The sequence below is a fragment of the Hydrogenovibrio sp. genome (genome assembly GCF_965140365.1).
Classification (GTDB): domain Bacteria; phylum Pseudomonadota; class Gammaproteobacteria; order Thiomicrospirales; family Thiomicrospiraceae; genus Hydrogenovibrio.
Window position 1 is genome coordinate 1,472,475 of sequence record NZ_OZ223196.1, and the last position, 14,868, is coordinate 1,487,342.

A 14,868-nucleotide genomic window follows, 5' to 3' on the forward strand; every position below is an offset into this window, starting at 1 on the left:
TTATCCTCAAGGCATTTGGAGCTTTTGGAGCTTTTGAAAAAACAACCATTGTAAAGCAATAATGGTGCTGGCGACATTGAATTCCGCTCGTCCGAGCTTGGCTTTCGCGGTTTCAAAGTCCATTTTCAACAAACGGATGTCTTCCACTTCATGGGCTTGGCCAGCATGGTCAGGCAAGGCCATCGAATCGACTTCCGCCGCATACAAATGGAGTATTTCATCACTGCCGCCCGGGCTGGGATAAAACTCGCAGATAAACTCAAATTCGGCTTCTTTTACGCCGGCCTCTTCATAAGCCTCACGCGCACAGGCCTGCAATTTGGTTTCACCGTCATCAATCATGCCCGCGACCGGTTCAATCAGCCAGGCCTGGGCGTTTTGCTCGGTGGCATGCGTTAGGGCACCGGCCCGGCATTGCTCGACCAACACCACTTTTTCCGCGGCTAAATCATACAACAACGCCACCACCGCTTGCCCGCGGCCAAACAACTCCCGTTCAATCCAAGGCGTCCACCCACCCTGAAACAAAGTATGACGGAAGGTCAGCCGGTCAATTTTAAAAAAACCGTCGTAACCACGTTGTTTTTGCTTCAGTTCAATGCGTTTATCGTCGCCCATCAGTCTTTCACCTCAACTCTCGGTACCCGCTGGGTGACATCGCACAACAGCTCATACCCGATGGTACCGCAAGCCTGAGCAATGACATCCACAGGCAAGCCTCGACCCCACAAAATGACTTCGTCGCCCAACGCGACTTTGTCGGCCATTTCGGTCACATCCACCGTTAACATATCCATCGACACTCGTCCGGCCATCGGCATTCGCTGCCCTTGAATTAACACCGGTGTTCCGGTTGGCGCACAACGTGGATAACCGTCCCCATAACCGGCGGCCACCACCGCAATCAAACTCCGTCGTTTCGCTGTCCACGTTTGGCCATACCCGACGGTTTCCCCGGCTTCGACCCATTTCAAACTGGTGATTTCAGAAGCCAACGTCATGGCCGGTTGCAAGCCAGGAACGGTTTCCTCAGTAGCACAGGCACCGTACAACATAATCCCCGGGCGCACCCATTCGAAATGGCTTTGTGGATAACGCTGCACACCGGCCGAATTGGCCAGACTTCTTGGACAATTCAGTTTTTGCGCAACCCGATTGAAAATAGACAATTGTTGTAACGTAAAGTCGTCGGATGTATCGGCGGAGGCAAAGTGCGACATTAAGTTCAAATTAACCGGCATGGAGAGGCTGTCAACAGCCGCAAACACTTGTTCAACCTCACTTTCTTCAAAGCCCAGACGATGCATACCGGTGTCTAATTTGAGCCAAAGGTTCAGCGGAGTGGTGATTCGGCTTTCTTTCAACCAATTCAGTTGTTCCCAATTATGTATGGAAAATTCCAGACGGTGCTGCACGGCCAGTTCCAGCTCCGCTGCTGTAAACAGTCCTTCCAAAATGACGATTGGATGTAAAAAGCCTTTTTGACGCAAAAAAATCGCTTCATCAATGGAAGCCACCCCAAAACCATCCGCTTCAGCCAGCTCACGCGCCACACGTTCGGCACCGTGACCATAGCCGTTGGATTTAATAATGGCCAGCACTTTAGCTTTTGGCGCAAAGCGTTTTACGACACACAAGTTATTATGAAAGGCATTTAAATGAATACGGGCTTGAATGGGACGATACGCAGTCATGGCATCATCCAGCATCGTAAGAGAGGTTGTTCAGACATCCTGTGGCTACCTTTTTTCAGGCGGTTAACAAATAATCAGTAAGGATCGTCGGGCACATCAAACCCGGCATAATTTTCGAATTTGGTGTATTGCCCCATAAAGGTCAAGCGAATATTCGCCAAAGCACCGTTACGGTGTTTGCCGAGAATGATTTCTGCCGTGCCTTTATCGTCGGTATCCGGGTTATAGACTTCGTCACGATAGATAAAAATGATCAAATCAGCATCCTGCTCAATCGCCCCTGACTCACGCAAGTCTGCCATTTTAGGGCGCTTATCCGGACGCTGTTCCAGATTACGACTCAACTGAGACAACGCGATTACCGGCACATTCAACTCTTTTGCAATGGCCTTCAATCCTCGTGAAATTTCGGAAATTTCATTCACACGATTATCGGTATTCGTGGAACCGCGCATCAATTGCAGGTAATCGATGACGATCAGGCCGAGACCGGTCATTTTTTCTTCCGGATTTTCAGCGCCCTCTTCAACGGCTTTTTTGAACTGAGCATCACGAATGTCTTTGTCGATGCGACGCGCCCTGGCCCGTAAATCCGTGATCATCAAGGCGGGGGTATCGTCAATAAAGAATTGGGTTTGCGACAACATACTGACCGCCTTATTCAAGCTCGGCCAATCTTCCTGTTGCAATTTACCGGTTCGAATACGCTCGGCATCGATTTTACCGATGGAGCTAATCATTCTCAGCACCAGTTGTTCTCCCGGCATCTCCATACTAAAGACCGCCACCGGATTATTTTGCATGGCGACATTCTCGGCCAGGTTCATCGAAAAAGTGGTTTTCCCCATCGACGGGCGCCCCGCGACAATCACCAAGTCACCATTCTGCAAGCCGGAGGTCACTTCATCAAATTCCGTCAATTTAGTGGCCAGCCCCGTAATCGACCCGTCGGAGTTAAAACGCTCGTCAATCGTACTGACCGCCCGACTCAACAAGGTTTCCATGGTCTCATATTCGCGCTGTTTGCCGGAACCATGTTCGGCAATCCCCATTACTCGGGATTCAGCCAAATCGAGCACTTCACGAATATCTTTGCCCTGCGGGAAGTAACTCGCTTCGGAAATTTCATTGGAAACCGCAATCAAAGAGCGCAAAATAGATTTTTCCCGAACGGTCTCTGCGTAGAACTCAATATTCACCGAACCTGGCGTATTCGACACCAAGTCGATCAAATACTGTTTATCGCCCACATCCTCCAGCTTACCGGTGGATTCGAGCATTTCAATGACCGTGACCAAATCGAAAGGCTTATTGCGCTCGCTAAGTTGGGTGATGGCGGTGTAAATCAACTGATGTTGATGGGTATAAAAATCCTCCGCTTTCAGCACCACCGAGATGTCGGAAAACTTTTCATTATCCAACATCAGTCCACCGATAACAGACTGTTCGGATTCAATCGAATGCGGCGGGGTTTTAAATAGAGCTTCTTGAGTCATGCGGCGGTCAAACTATTCCATCGTTTTCGTGTCGGAAGAAGATTACTATTATACGGGGAATTACCCGGTTTTGGACTCGATTTTCATAATGGATCCGAAGAGCGGCTTACAAGCCGGGCTGACAGCGTCAGGCCTAAAAAAAGGGCAAAAAAAAGCGAGGATAAACCTCGCTTTCAAGCTGACATAATGTCAGAAAGTTCAGGACAATTTATTATTACTCTGTTGGTTTCACATCCACCGTGATGGATGCAACGACATCAGAGTGCAACTCAACGTCGAATTCAAATGTACCAACAAAACGGATTGCCCCTTCTGGCATGCGAACGTTTTTACGCTCGACTTCAAAACCGGCACTTGACAATGCGTCTGCAATGTCCGCCGTCCCGATGGAACCGAATAGTTTCCCTTCGTCACCGGCAACGGATTCAATTGTGACAACAACGCCGTTCATTTTTTCATAAACCGCTTGAGCCGCCGCCAATGCTTCGGCCGCTTGTTTTTCCAACTCAGCGCGACGCGCTTCAAACTCAGCGATGTTTTCTTTGGTCGCTGGCTTGGCTTTTCCTTGTGGAATCAAGAAATTACGTGCAAAACCTGATTTAACAGTCACCTGATCACCCAAGGATCCTAGGTTCTGTACTTTTTCAAGTAAAATAACATTCATGGCTAAAACCTCTAAAGTTAAATTCTTTAAGACCTTACTCGGCCTCTGTCCATCGATTTCGGATATCCACCCAAATGTCTATCAAACCGATGGTTGCTAAAATTAAAACTGCCTGTGGAAACAAAAACAAAAGCACATACAAGCCGCCCAACCACATTGAGCTCATCTGCCGCTTATGAACGGTGTGATGCGCCACGGCCAAGCCTTGGAACATCAACCCCGCCATCAGCACACCGGACAAATCCTGAATCAAACCGTTTTGGGTAAATAACCCAACCACCGCCACAAAGACGGCGAGCCCTGCGATTCCTTTCGGCAACCGAATTTCATAAAAATCAGTGCGGAATTGTCCCGGAACGTACAAGGCACTTTGCCACCAACGCCCCAACAGCACAATTGAAAACCATAATACCACCACAAACATGGCAAGTAACATAGTTGCGACCTGAGTCAGGTCTTCAAACATAGCTTGCGGGAACGGTGTTCCGGTTTGCTCAAAAACCGGTTGCACAAATTCCTTAAACACTTGCTGCCACCAAGCCGCGGTATCTCCGACAACCAAGTGAAATGCAATGACACCCGCTCCGACAATCAGCATGTTCAGGCTCAAACTCAACGCCATGGAATTGGTGTTGCGCAAGACCCAACTTAACAGCCAAATCGGGAGCATATACTCGATGACACCAACCACGCCCGGCCAAATCGAACCGGACATAAACAATGTCAACCCCAGTGTCGTCGCCACAGCAGCGGCTAAAACTTTCAATCCTTCAATTTCACCGACTCTGAGCGTGACCAGTGAAATAATCGCGCCCACGAGAATTCCCAGCGGGGCGATCCAGACAGTCAGTGCGGATAACAACAGCGTTGCGATGAGGGCCTGCATCGGTCCTTTCATCACATAGTTGGCAACACCTAGCATTGTCTGTCCTTTGCTTGCTTCCTAATACAAATACGGATTACTTATGCTGATCTGTATAAGGCAATAGCGCCAAGTAACGAGCGCGCTTGATAGCCGTGGCTAGCTGACGCTGGTATTTAGCACTGGTTCCAGTGATACGACTCGGAACGATTTTACCTGTTTCAGTAATGTAGCTTTTCAAGGTATCCAGATCTTTATAATCGATCTCTTTAACACCCTCTACCGTGAAACGACAGAATTTTTTTCTTCCAAAACCTCTAGCCATGATTACTCTCCTCTACGCTTATCTTCTTTCTGAGAAGCCATAACAGACGGCTCAGTATCCGCTGCTTTACGCTTAATGAACATGTTGCGCAAAACCGCATCGTTGTAGTAGAACAAGTTATCCAACTCGTCCAGAGTTGCTTGATCACATTCAATGTTCATCAAAACATAGTGTGCTTTATGGACTTTGTTGATTAGATAAGCCAGTTGACGACGACCCCAGTCTTCAAGACGGTGAACAGCGCCACCCTTCTCTTCGATCAGACCACGGTAACGTTCAATCATTGCAGGGACCTGTTCGCTTTGATCAGGGTGCACTAAAAATACGACTTCATAATGACGCATTTATTGATCTCCTTATGGATTAAAACTAAGCCTCCCAAGCCCGAAATGGACCGGTGAAGCAAGGAAATTCAGAATTTAAACAAACTGAAAGCGCAGTATTATAAACACTTTCCGTATTTTTTCAAACAGAAAAACCGCTATTTATTTGAAAAACAACAAGTATTTTAATAACTATTTAAAAGGCGTGTAAGAACGGAATACAAAAAACCACCAGGCCTGGTGGTTTTGAACGAAAAACGCATCGCGAAAACGCCCGTATTTCCTGGGCGCTTTCACAGAAACTCGGTTACAGTCCCATTTCTTCTTTGATTTGATCAACCCATTGATCAACCCGCTCGGCGGTCATTTCAGGCTGTTGATCTTCATCAATCGCCAAACCCACAAAGAATTCACCGTCTTCGGTGACGGCTTTAGACTCATCGAACTCAAACCCTTCCGTAGACCAATACCCCGCTGGAATTGCGCCGTTTTCCAAAGCAATGTCGTGCATCATGCCCATCGCATCAAGGAAATACTCCGCATAATCAGCCTGATCGCCCAAACCAAAACAGGCCACCGTTTTATCGGTAAAATCAATGGTTTTAAAGTCTTCCCAAAAATCGTCCCAGCTGCTTTGTAGCTCGCCGTAATACCAAGTCGGTTGCCCCAGAATAATCTTGTCATATTTGGCGAAATCTTCCGGACTGGCCGTCGCGACATCATAAACATCTACCAGATCGCTTCCGATCTTGTCTTTAATCATATCCGCAACACGCTCGGTGTTTCCTGTATCCGTTCCATAGAATAGGCCGACTTGACTCATGTTTAAACCCTTTTTAAAAGTTATCCATTTCTTGTAAAATGCGTGACTAAGCTTTGATAGCCGCGCCTCACAAGACCGACAATGTGAATTTAAGTATACGAAAAACGGCGTGGGGAAACCACCCGTCCTGCAAGTTATTTCGTGCTGGGCATCATAGCATAAATATTAACTATCGCATTTCAAAAAAAACTTATTACCAACAATGAAGAAAACTAATTCTGACAACCCGCCCATCGACTGTTTTCAGTGCGAACACTTCTTCGTCACCTGGGATGCGAACCAACCGCGTGGCTGCAAAGCCTTCGGCTTTAAAACCAAGCAGCTGCCCAGCGTTGTGGTCTTGGAATCGTCCGGCCACCCCTGCATGAAATTCAAACCCAAACGTCGCCCACCACCATCGGACACAAAAGACAACGGTTGGATTGCTTAACTTGGCGCATTGCATTGACCCTACGCCTTAACCCTACTTCAACGATTCGATAAAATCCCACATAAAATACGGCCCAGGATCGGTCTTGCGGCCCGGCGCAATATCACTGTGCCCGCGAATACGCTCCAGAGACAAGGACGGATAAGCTTCTGTCATCGCTTGCACGACTTCTTTCAATGTCTCATATTGCGATGCCGTGTAAGGCGTATCGTCGGTTCCTTCCAACTCGATCCCGATTGAAAAATCGTTACAGGCTTCGCGCCCTTCAAATTGCGACACCCCAGCATGCCAGGCCCGTTTATTGAGCGGCACAAACTGAAACAACTCTCCTGCGCGGTTGATAAACAAATGCGATGACACCTTAAGCGATTGAATTTGCTTATAATACTCATCTTCATCCGGGTTTAAGGCATTGGTAAACAGCTGCTCAACCCCTTTGCCGCCAAACCGGCCGGGCGGCAGACTGATGCCATGAATCACGATCAGATGCAAATCAGATTCATCCGGACGATCATCCGCATTCGGGCTTGGAATGTAGCGCGCACCTTGAAAAAGATGGCTATTCGGGTCAAGTGTTAATGGGCTTTTCATATGTCAGATAGTATAATCGAAAAGAATCGGCCATGAGAACTCGCATGGATAAGAAACAGACAAAGAAGCCTTTATTGAACCTGTAAATTAATATGCCAGAAATAAACTATTTTAATGATTTGCACACCAACGTTGCCAACGCCCTCGCCGAAGACATCGGCCATGGCGACTTGAGCGCCAGCTTTCTCCCCGAACACCAAATGGCGAAAGCCACCGTCATCGCAAAGGAAGATGCCGTTGTTTGTGGGCGCCCTTGGTTTGACGAAGTCATGCACCAAGTCGATGAACGCATTGAAATCCACTGGCATTGTGACGAAGGCGAAGCCGTCAAGAACGGCACCCTAGTATGCGAACTAAAAGGGCCGGCCGCCGCCATTTTATCCGGTGAGCGCAGTGCTTTGAACTTTCTGCAAACTTTATCGGCCACGGCTACGGTTACACATCAATACGTCGAACAACTGAAAGACACTCAAACCCGCTTGTTAGACACGCGCAAAACGCTGCCGGGTTTACGGTTGGCACAAAAATACGCCGTCCATTGCGGCGGCGGCACCAACCATCGCATCGGCCTATACGACGCTATTTTACTGAAAGAAAACCACATCATGGCCGCCGGCGGCATTGACGCGGCGGTTCAGCAAGCGCGCCAGCATCACCCCGGCAAAACCGTTGAAGTGGAAACCGAAAACCTCAACGAGGTCAAACAAGCACTCGAAGCCGGTGCAGACATTATTATGCTGGATAATTTTTCTCTGACGGACATGCATGAAGCGGTTAAAATGGTCAACCATCAGGCAAAGCTGGAAGTCTCCGGCAATGTCGAACTGCCGCACTTAACGGAACTGGCAACAACGGGTGTTGACTTTATCTCCACTGGCGCAATCACCAAACACATTCGAGCGATTGATTACTCCATGCGCTTTGATTTAGAGAAAGGTTAACCCGGACACTATGTTTGATCACATTCTTTTAAACATCGTTTTTTTGCTCATTATTACCGTCGGACTGGTATCGATTTCCAGACGCCTACACCTTCCGGCCATCCTAAATTACATTCTGGTCGGGGCCATTGTCGGCCCTTTCGGCTTCGGGCTCATTCAAAGTGAAAAAAGCATCAGTTTTCTGGCCGAATTCGGCATCGTATTTCTGCTGTTCTCGATTGGTTTGGAGTTCTCACTGACGCAAATGATGTCGATGCGCCGCATGGTATTCGGCTTCGGCGGCTTACAGGTTTTAATCACAGGCCTGGCCGTTTTCGGAGTCTCTTATCTGCTGGGCTTTGGCGTGGAAACCAGCGTCGTAATCGCCAGTGCATTCGCTTTATCCTCCACCGCCATCGTCATCAAACAGTTAACCGAGCAATCGGAAATTCAAACCCGGCATGGTCGTGCCACCGTCGGCGTCCTGATTTTTCAGGACATTATGGCGATTCCATTGTTGATTTTGATCCCCGCCCTCGGCACAGCCACGGGGCAATCCCTGCCAACCGAACTGGGCATGGCCTTTTTAAAAGGGGCCGTCGTGGTTGTGGTCATGCTGTTTGCCGGGCGCTATATTCTGCGCCCACTCTTCCATGAAGTCGCCTCCTCCAAATCCCAGGAGTTGTTCACCTTAACGGTTCTCACCGTCGTATTAAGCGCGGCGGCCTTTACCGAAGAAATGGAAATTTCTATGACACTGGGCGCCTTCCTGGCCGGTATGATGCTCGGCGAAACCGAATATCGCCACCAAATCGAAGCCGATATCCGCCCCTTCCAAGACATTTTGCTGGGGTTATTTTTCATCACCGTCGGGATGATGATTTCACCGGAGTTGATTCAAACCCACTTTATGACCATTATGGCCATCACTCTCAGCATTATGTTGGTCAAAACCATTGTCATTTTCGGCATTATGCGTTTGTTTCAAAAACCGGACGGTGTCAGCCTCCGCACCGCCGTTTCCCTCTCACAAGTCGGCGAATTTGGATTGGTCTTAATCACCCTGGCGCTAACCTACGAATTGCTGCCGCACCAACTCGGGCAAATTTTGTTAACGTCCGCCGTATTCAGCATGGTCGCCACACCGTTCCTCATTAAGTACAACGGGCGAATTGCCAACCGTTTCTGTCGTAAAAGTTACCAGAATGACTTTGCCGAAATGGAAAGCGTCATCAAAGAAGACACCAAATTCCTTTCCGACCACGTGGTTTTGCTCGGCTTCGGCCGTGTTGGCCAGATTACCGCAAAATTTCTTGAACAGGCACACGTGCCGTTTGTGGCCCTGGATATGGATATCAAACGGGTGCATGAAGCCCAACAAAGTGGCGAACCGGTCTATTTCGGCGATTCGGCCAAGCACAGTATTATCCACGCCACCAACATCAGTAAAGCCAAAGTCGCCATCATTACGTTCCACGACTACCACGCCGCCATCAAAACGCTGAAAACCTTACAGGACGTGGCGCCGGAACTGCCGATTTTGGTCCGTTCCATCGACGACACCCACATCAACGAGCTGACCAAAGCCGGCGCCACGGAAGTTATTCCGGATACCTTCGAATCCAGTATCATGTTGGCATCACACCTGCTGTTGATGATCGGACACCCGCCGAGCCAGGTATTGAAGCAGACCCGCGCAGCTCGGCGCGGTCGCTATAATTTGCTGAATGGTCTCTACCCCGGTGAATCCGACCAGGTTCCGTTTGATCATGCGCAAATGGGGCAAATCATCCAGCCGATTACCGTCAATGAATCCGCATTCGCCGTCGGCAAACGCCTGGAAGCCTTTCCTGTTGAACCGTTGGATCTTTATATTAAATCGGTCCGACGCGGGTCGGTTCGCGGTGACAATCCAGATATGAAAACCCGAATCCGCGTCAATGATATTTTGATTGTGCAAGGGCTGCCGGAAAACATCGACAAATTCGAACACTATTTAAATACCGGAAAAACTTAACCGGCGGTGGGGTTCCGGAACGGTTGGCCGCGTTTAAAAGGATCGCCGGATTACGGCGCCAACCAGATCATCGTCGCCATCCGACCGGTTTGCCCGTCGCGACGGTAAGAATAGAACAAGTCTTCGTCCTGGTAACTGCACAGTCCGCTTTGCGTTACTTCCGCCACGCCCAAACGCCGTAACTCAAATTCCGCCAGGCCTGGTAAATCGGCATACCACTTTCCATGCGACGCCGCTGCGATAAAATACGGCGCATGATCGACATTTTGCTCGACAAACCCGTCATATACATCCGCCCCGACTTCAAAGTAAGCCGAACTGATGGCTGGCCCAATCCAAGCCAACAAATTTTCCGGTTCATCCGGTAACTGACGAATCGTATTGGCGACAACGCCGTTCAACAATCCTCGCCAACCGGCGTGAATCGCCGCCACCACCGAACCACTCCGATTCGAGATCAACACCGGCAGACAGTCCGCCGTCATCACACAGCAGACGCGACCACTTTGACAGGTCCAACTGGCATCAGCCACAGGCGGCGATTCATATCGCTGACCTTGCCAGTGTATCGCCTCAGTCGTGTGCTCCTGAGCCAACCAAAAAGGTTCCGTCGGCAACCCTAAAGCCCCTTCCAGCGCCTGACGATTCGCGGCGACGTCATTTGAATTATCACCGACATGACTGGCTAGGTTCAAACCATCATAAGGCGGCTGACTTTGGCCACCCAAACGGGTTGTCACAAAAGCTTTAACGCCTAGGGGCGCCTGCCATTCCGGACGAATAAACTGCAAATCATTCTTGAGGAATATCTGCATCCGTCACCCACTCGACTTCAACACCATCATCATAGTCGTAGTCATCGTAGCCCAGGTCATCCCGCATAGCATGAAAATCTTCCATATCGTCACGCAAAATATCGATTAATTCCAGCATATCGTCCGGCATGGGCGCCTTCCACTTCATCAGTTTGCCTGTCACCGGGTGCGTCAGACTGAGTTGTCCGGCATGCAACGCCTGACGTTTAAAGCCGCGCAGAAAATCGGCAAACTCAGGCAGCATCTTCTGTGGAATTCGTAAACGACCACCGTAAACCGGATCCCCTACCAGAGGAAAACCAAGCGACGACATGTGAACCCGAATTTGATGCGTTCGCCCGGTTTCCAGCTGAACCCGAACATGAGTATGCTGCCGAAACCGTTCCAGTACTCGATAATGCGACACGGCGGGTTTTCCGCCACCAGTGGTAATCACGGCCATGCGCTTTCGGTCGGTTGGGTGACGCCCAATCGATTTATTCACCGTGCCACCGGAAATCATTTTCCCCACCACGATGGCGTCGTAGACACGCTCGACCGCGTGACGTTGTAACTGCTCCACCAAGTGCGTTTGTGCGGGTACCGTTTTGGCCACCACCATCAAACCGGTGGTTTCTTTGTCCAAACGATGCACAATGCCGGCACGCGGCACTTCACGCAAACGTTCGTCATGAAACAACAAGGCATTCAGCAAGGTTCCATCCGGATTACCGGCCCCCGGATGCACCACCAAACCAGCCGGTTTGTTGATAACAAGAATATCCGCATCCTCATAGACGATGTCCAGCGGAATCTCTTGAGCCTGATACTCGATTTCTTCTTCGATTTCCGCTTGAAGAACGACTTTCTCCCCGCCCAACACTTTCATATTGGGTTTGGTTTGGACCTGACCATCCAATGTGGTCTGCCCCGTTTTAATCCAATCCTGAATCCGACTGCGTGAATAATCCGAAAACAATTCGGCCAAAACCGCGTCGAGGCGTTGCCCCAACTTATCCGAAGGAATGCGTGCTTCCAATTGTTGACTGCTCAAAACCGCTCCTAAAAACCCAGTGCCGAATGGATTTTAACCATCCATTACTTAGTCGACTCTGAATAACTCATTTAATTTATGGCAAAGCCAGTTTTTACTCATCAAGAAAGAATGGTGCAATGCTATCTAGATAACATAAAGCATTCTAACGCAGAGGAGTGAAAACTGGAGAAGCCCCTTCGGGTGAGCGTTTAAGCAAGCATTCTCGTTGTTGTGAATTTCGATAATGGAATAACCATTATCTTCAATCCACGCCTAGAGCCCACCTGCTTAAACGTCTCACATAAATTTAAATGCGTTATTCAGAGTCGACTACTTATACTCAGCTCGGCACATATGGTATGATTAATTTTTTATTCGAAACGCCATTTTACCAAAATATGAAGCACTCGCTGTTATCCCTGATTGTTTTATTGACCCTTGCACTGCAAGCTTGCTCTCTCGTAGAGAAAGACGAATCCGAATGGACGGTCAAAGATTTCTACGAACATGCCAAAGACGCTTATAACAGCGAGCAGTGGGAATCGGCCATTGGGTATTATGAAAAGCTCAAAGCCTACTACCCCTACGGCAAATACGCCGAACAATCTTATCTGGAACTGGCTTACTCTTATTATCGCTATGATGAACCGGAATCGGCTCAACGCGAACTGGAAGAGTTTATTCGCTTATACCCGAAACATACGGCTTTGCCTTACGCTTATTACTTGCGCGCTTTGTCGGCAGACTCCATCAACAAAAGCTGGTTCGACAGCTGGCTAACCGACCCCGCCTCACGAGACATGGATTCGACACAAGAAGCCTATAATGCTTATTTAGAGTTACTGAACCGTTTTCCAACGTCTAAATATTCTGCCAAGTCCCGCGAGCGGCTGATTGTGTTGCGCAATCGCATGGCACGCCATGAATATCAGGTGGCCGAATATTATTTCAAACGCAAAGCCTATTTAGCCTCCGCCAACCGCGCCAAATTCATTATCGATACTTACCCACGCTCGGTGGTCAATATTTATGCCTTGCAACTGATGCGCGATGCTTACCAAGAGCTGGGCATGAAGCAGAACGCCGATGACGCTCAAGCGGTCATTGACCTCAACCTGGCTCGTATTCAATCTCAAGAAAAAGCCGAGGAAACTGATTAAAAAACGACTGATATAAAAAAACCGCCAAGCCTTTATACTCTTTAGGGTGTGGCGGTTTTTTTATTTCGGGTGAAAAGTGCTATTCAAAGCCTCAACCATCATTCACTGTAACGGCTGGTAATCGGATAACGTCTGTCACGGCCAAAAGCTCTCGGCGAAATTTTCACTCCCGGTGCCGCCTGACGGCGTTTGTATTCGTTACGAGTAATCATTCCCACCACACGACGCACTTCGGCTTCGTCATACCCAAAGGCTTTAACAATCTGTTCCGGGCTTTTATCTTCTTCCACAAAGGCCTGAATCACATTGTCCAGCACCTCGTAATCCGGCAGCGAATCCTGATCTTTCTGATCCGGGCGCAATTCGGCTGATGGCGCGCGTGTAATCACCCGCTCCGGAATCACTTCACCCTCACGGTTTCGATAAGCCGCCAAACGATACACCCAGGTTTTTGGCACGTCTTTCAACGGCGAAAAGCCACCGACCATGTCGCCATACAAAGTAGAATACCCCACGGCCACTTCGGATTTATTGCTCGTCGCCAGCACCAATTTATGCGTTTTATTGGAAATCGACATCAATAACATCCCGCGAATGCGCGCCTGCATATTTTCTTCCGTCACATCTTCTTCATAACCTTGAAAACGATCTGCCAGAGCGGATTCACTTGCCGCATACACCGATTCAATCGGAATAGAATGGTATTTGACACCAAGAGTATTGGCTTCTTTTTCAGCATCTTCAATGCTAATGTCTGCCGTGTAACGGAACGGCATCATCACCGCTTCAACCTTATCGGCACCTAACGCATCCACGGCCACCGCCAACGTCAAAGCCGAGTCGATGCCGCCGGACAAGCCCAATACCACGCCACCAAAACCATTTTTTTCGACATAATCCTTCACGCCGGTTACCAGAGCTTCATAAATACGCGCTTCATCTTGATATAACGGCTGTTTTTCCCCCGGCAAAATGACAACCGAGTCCGCTTGTTTTAAGACCTGAACGGGAATCAGGTCCGGCTTGAATTCGCCGCCTTGCACCTGAACATCCCCTTCGGCACAGGTCGCAAAGGAGCCACCATCAAACACCAGTTCATCCTGTCCGCCGACCTGGTTGACATAAATCATCGGTCGCTTCACTTCACTGACGCGGCGATTGACCACCTGGATGCGATCCTGATGTTTTTCCTGCGAAAACGGGGAGGCATTTAGACTGAGCAAAATATCCGCTCCGGCTTGAACGGATTGACTGGCTGGCGACGGCTTCCAAATATCTTCACAAATCAACAACCCAAAACGCACGCCTTTGTATTCCACAACGCAAGGCTGCTCACTGGCCGAAAAATAACGCTTCTCGTCAAACACACTGTAATTCGGCAGGTTCTGCTTGATGTAACTGGCTTGAATCTGACCGTTTTCGATCCAGGCGGCCATATTGAAGCGTTCACCCAATTCGTCCATCATCGGATACCCCAACACCAGCACCACGTCCTGGACTTGTTCACAAATGCTCAGCAAGGCTTTTTTAACCTGATCGTACAAAGCTTCGCGAAACAACAGGTCTTCGGGCGGATAACCGGTCAAGGTCATTTCCGGGTACACCACGATATCGGCATTTTGTTCGGTTTTTGCCCGTCGTGCCGAGTCGATGATCAAATCGACGTTACCGTCGATATCACCGACTACTGGATTGATTTGCGCCATGACGACCGTTAATTGTTGTGACATAGT

General features: G+C 49.0%; 16 protein-coding genes. 4 read left to right on the forward strand and 12 right to left on the reverse strand.

Translation table 11 applies throughout. The features are described from left to right. Positions 1 to 6: 6 nt before the first annotated feature. The 8 genes from AC0KH7_RS07105 to fldA form a co-directional block, all read right to left on the reverse strand. Positions 7 to 618 carry an NUDIX domain-containing protein gene (locus AC0KH7_RS07105; protein WP_472372019.1) on the reverse strand — a complete coding sequence of 204 codons (612 nt, stop codon included), beginning with the start codon at positions 616 to 618 and terminating at the stop codon, positions 7 to 9. Continuing rightward, positions 618 to 1,694 (reverse strand): alanine racemase, encoded by a 1,077-nt coding sequence (gene alr / locus AC0KH7_RS07110; RefSeq protein WP_472372021.1) that lies wholly within the window; start codon positions 1,692 to 1,694, stop codon positions 618 to 620. Before alr ends, AC0KH7_RS07105 begins: the two co-directional genes overlap by 1 nt. Positions 1,695 to 1,768: 74 nt before the next feature. Continuing rightward, entirely contained in the window at positions 1,769 to 3,190 is a 1,422-nt protein-coding gene (gene dnaB, locus AC0KH7_RS07115; protein ID WP_472372023.1) for a replicative DNA helicase, read from the reverse strand. A gap of 214 nt (positions 3,191 to 3,404) precedes the next feature. Then, positions 3,405 to 3,854, reverse strand: a complete 450-nt coding sequence (rplI, locus tag AC0KH7_RS07120; RefSeq protein WP_472372025.1) for a 50S ribosomal protein L9 — start codon at positions 3,852 to 3,854, stop codon at positions 3,405 to 3,407. A 34-nt stretch (positions 3,855 to 3,888) separates the two neighbouring features. Beyond that, positions 3,889 to 4,776: a YybS family protein gene (locus tag AC0KH7_RS07125; RefSeq protein ID WP_472372027.1), complete on the reverse strand. Its 888-nt coding sequence runs from the start codon at positions 4,774 to 4,776 to the stop codon at positions 3,889 to 3,891. A gap of 37 nt (positions 4,777 to 4,813) precedes the next feature. Beyond that, on the reverse strand, positions 4,814 to 5,041 hold the full coding sequence (gene rpsR / locus AC0KH7_RS07130; protein ID WP_029938252.1) for a 30S ribosomal protein S18: 228 nt from the start codon (positions 5,039 to 5,041) through the stop codon (positions 4,814 to 4,816). A gap of 2 nt (positions 5,042 to 5,043) precedes the next feature. Continuing rightward, positions 5,044 to 5,385, reverse strand: coding sequence for a 30S ribosomal protein S6 (gene rpsF / locus AC0KH7_RS07135; protein WP_472372029.1), 342 nt, complete (start codon positions 5,383 to 5,385; stop codon positions 5,044 to 5,046). A 286-nt stretch (positions 5,386 to 5,671) separates the two neighbouring features. Continuing rightward, a complete protein-coding gene (gene fldA, locus AC0KH7_RS07140) occupies positions 5,672 to 6,187 on the reverse strand; it encodes a flavodoxin FldA (RefSeq protein ID WP_472372031.1) in 516 nt (171 codons plus the stop codon). A 202-nt stretch (positions 6,188 to 6,389) separates the two neighbouring features. Here fldA and AC0KH7_RS07145 point away from each other — a divergent pair, with 202 nt between their 5' ends. Beyond that, complete coding sequence (locus tag AC0KH7_RS07145; protein ID WP_472372033.1) at positions 6,390 to 6,617, forward strand: uracil-DNA glycosylase; 228 nt, start codon at positions 6,390 to 6,392, stop codon at positions 6,615 to 6,617. A 33-nt stretch (positions 6,618 to 6,650) separates the two neighbouring features. On the opposite strand, the gene ampD is transcribed toward AC0KH7_RS07145, so the two are convergent. After that, positions 6,651 to 7,208, reverse strand: a complete 558-nt coding sequence (gene ampD, locus AC0KH7_RS07150; RefSeq protein ID WP_472372035.1) for a 1,6-anhydro-N-acetylmuramyl-L-alanine amidase AmpD — start codon at positions 7,206 to 7,208, stop codon at positions 6,651 to 6,653. A gap of 92 nt (positions 7,209 to 7,300) precedes the next feature. On the opposite strand from ampD, the gene nadC reads away from it, so the two are divergent. Both nadC and AC0KH7_RS07160 read left to right on the forward strand, forming a co-directional pair. After that, positions 7,301 to 8,149 (forward strand): carboxylating nicotinate-nucleotide diphosphorylase, encoded by an 849-nt coding sequence (gene nadC, locus AC0KH7_RS07155; RefSeq protein ID WP_472372037.1) that lies wholly within the window; start codon positions 7,301 to 7,303, stop codon positions 8,147 to 8,149. 10 nt (positions 8,150 to 8,159) lie between these two features. Then, positions 8,160 to 10,145, forward strand: a complete 1,986-nt coding sequence (locus AC0KH7_RS07160) for a cation:proton antiporter (protein WP_472372039.1) — start codon at positions 8,160 to 8,162, stop codon at positions 10,143 to 10,145. A gap of 50 nt (positions 10,146 to 10,195) precedes the next feature. On the opposite strand, the gene pgeF is transcribed toward AC0KH7_RS07160, so the two are convergent. Both pgeF and rluD read right to left on the reverse strand, forming a co-directional pair. Beyond that, the gene (pgeF, locus tag AC0KH7_RS07165) at positions 10,196 to 10,960 is read right to left on the reverse strand and encodes a peptidoglycan editing factor PgeF (RefSeq protein WP_472372041.1); all 765 of its coding nucleotides are present in this window, start codon (positions 10,958 to 10,960) and stop codon (positions 10,196 to 10,198) included. Beyond that, on the reverse strand, positions 10,938 to 11,993 hold the full coding sequence (gene rluD / locus AC0KH7_RS07170) for a 23S rRNA pseudouridine(1911/1915/1917) synthase RluD (RefSeq protein WP_472372043.1): 1,056 nt from the start codon (positions 11,991 to 11,993) through the stop codon (positions 10,938 to 10,940). Before rluD ends, pgeF begins: the two co-directional genes overlap by 23 nt. 341 nt (positions 11,994 to 12,334) lie before the next feature. Here rluD and AC0KH7_RS07175 point away from each other — a divergent pair, with 341 nt between their 5' ends. Next, positions 12,335 to 13,135, forward strand: coding sequence for an outer membrane protein assembly factor BamD (locus AC0KH7_RS07175; protein ID WP_472372045.1), 801 nt, complete (start codon positions 12,335 to 12,337; stop codon positions 13,133 to 13,135). A 98-nt stretch (positions 13,136 to 13,233) separates the two neighbouring features. Here the strand turns inward: AC0KH7_RS07175 and AC0KH7_RS07180 are convergent, their stop codons facing one another. Next, complete coding sequence (locus AC0KH7_RS07180; protein ID WP_472372047.1) at positions 13,234 to 14,865, reverse strand: NAD+ synthase; 1,632 nt, start codon at positions 14,863 to 14,865, stop codon at positions 13,234 to 13,236. Positions 14,866 to 14,868 lie beyond the last annotated feature (3 nt).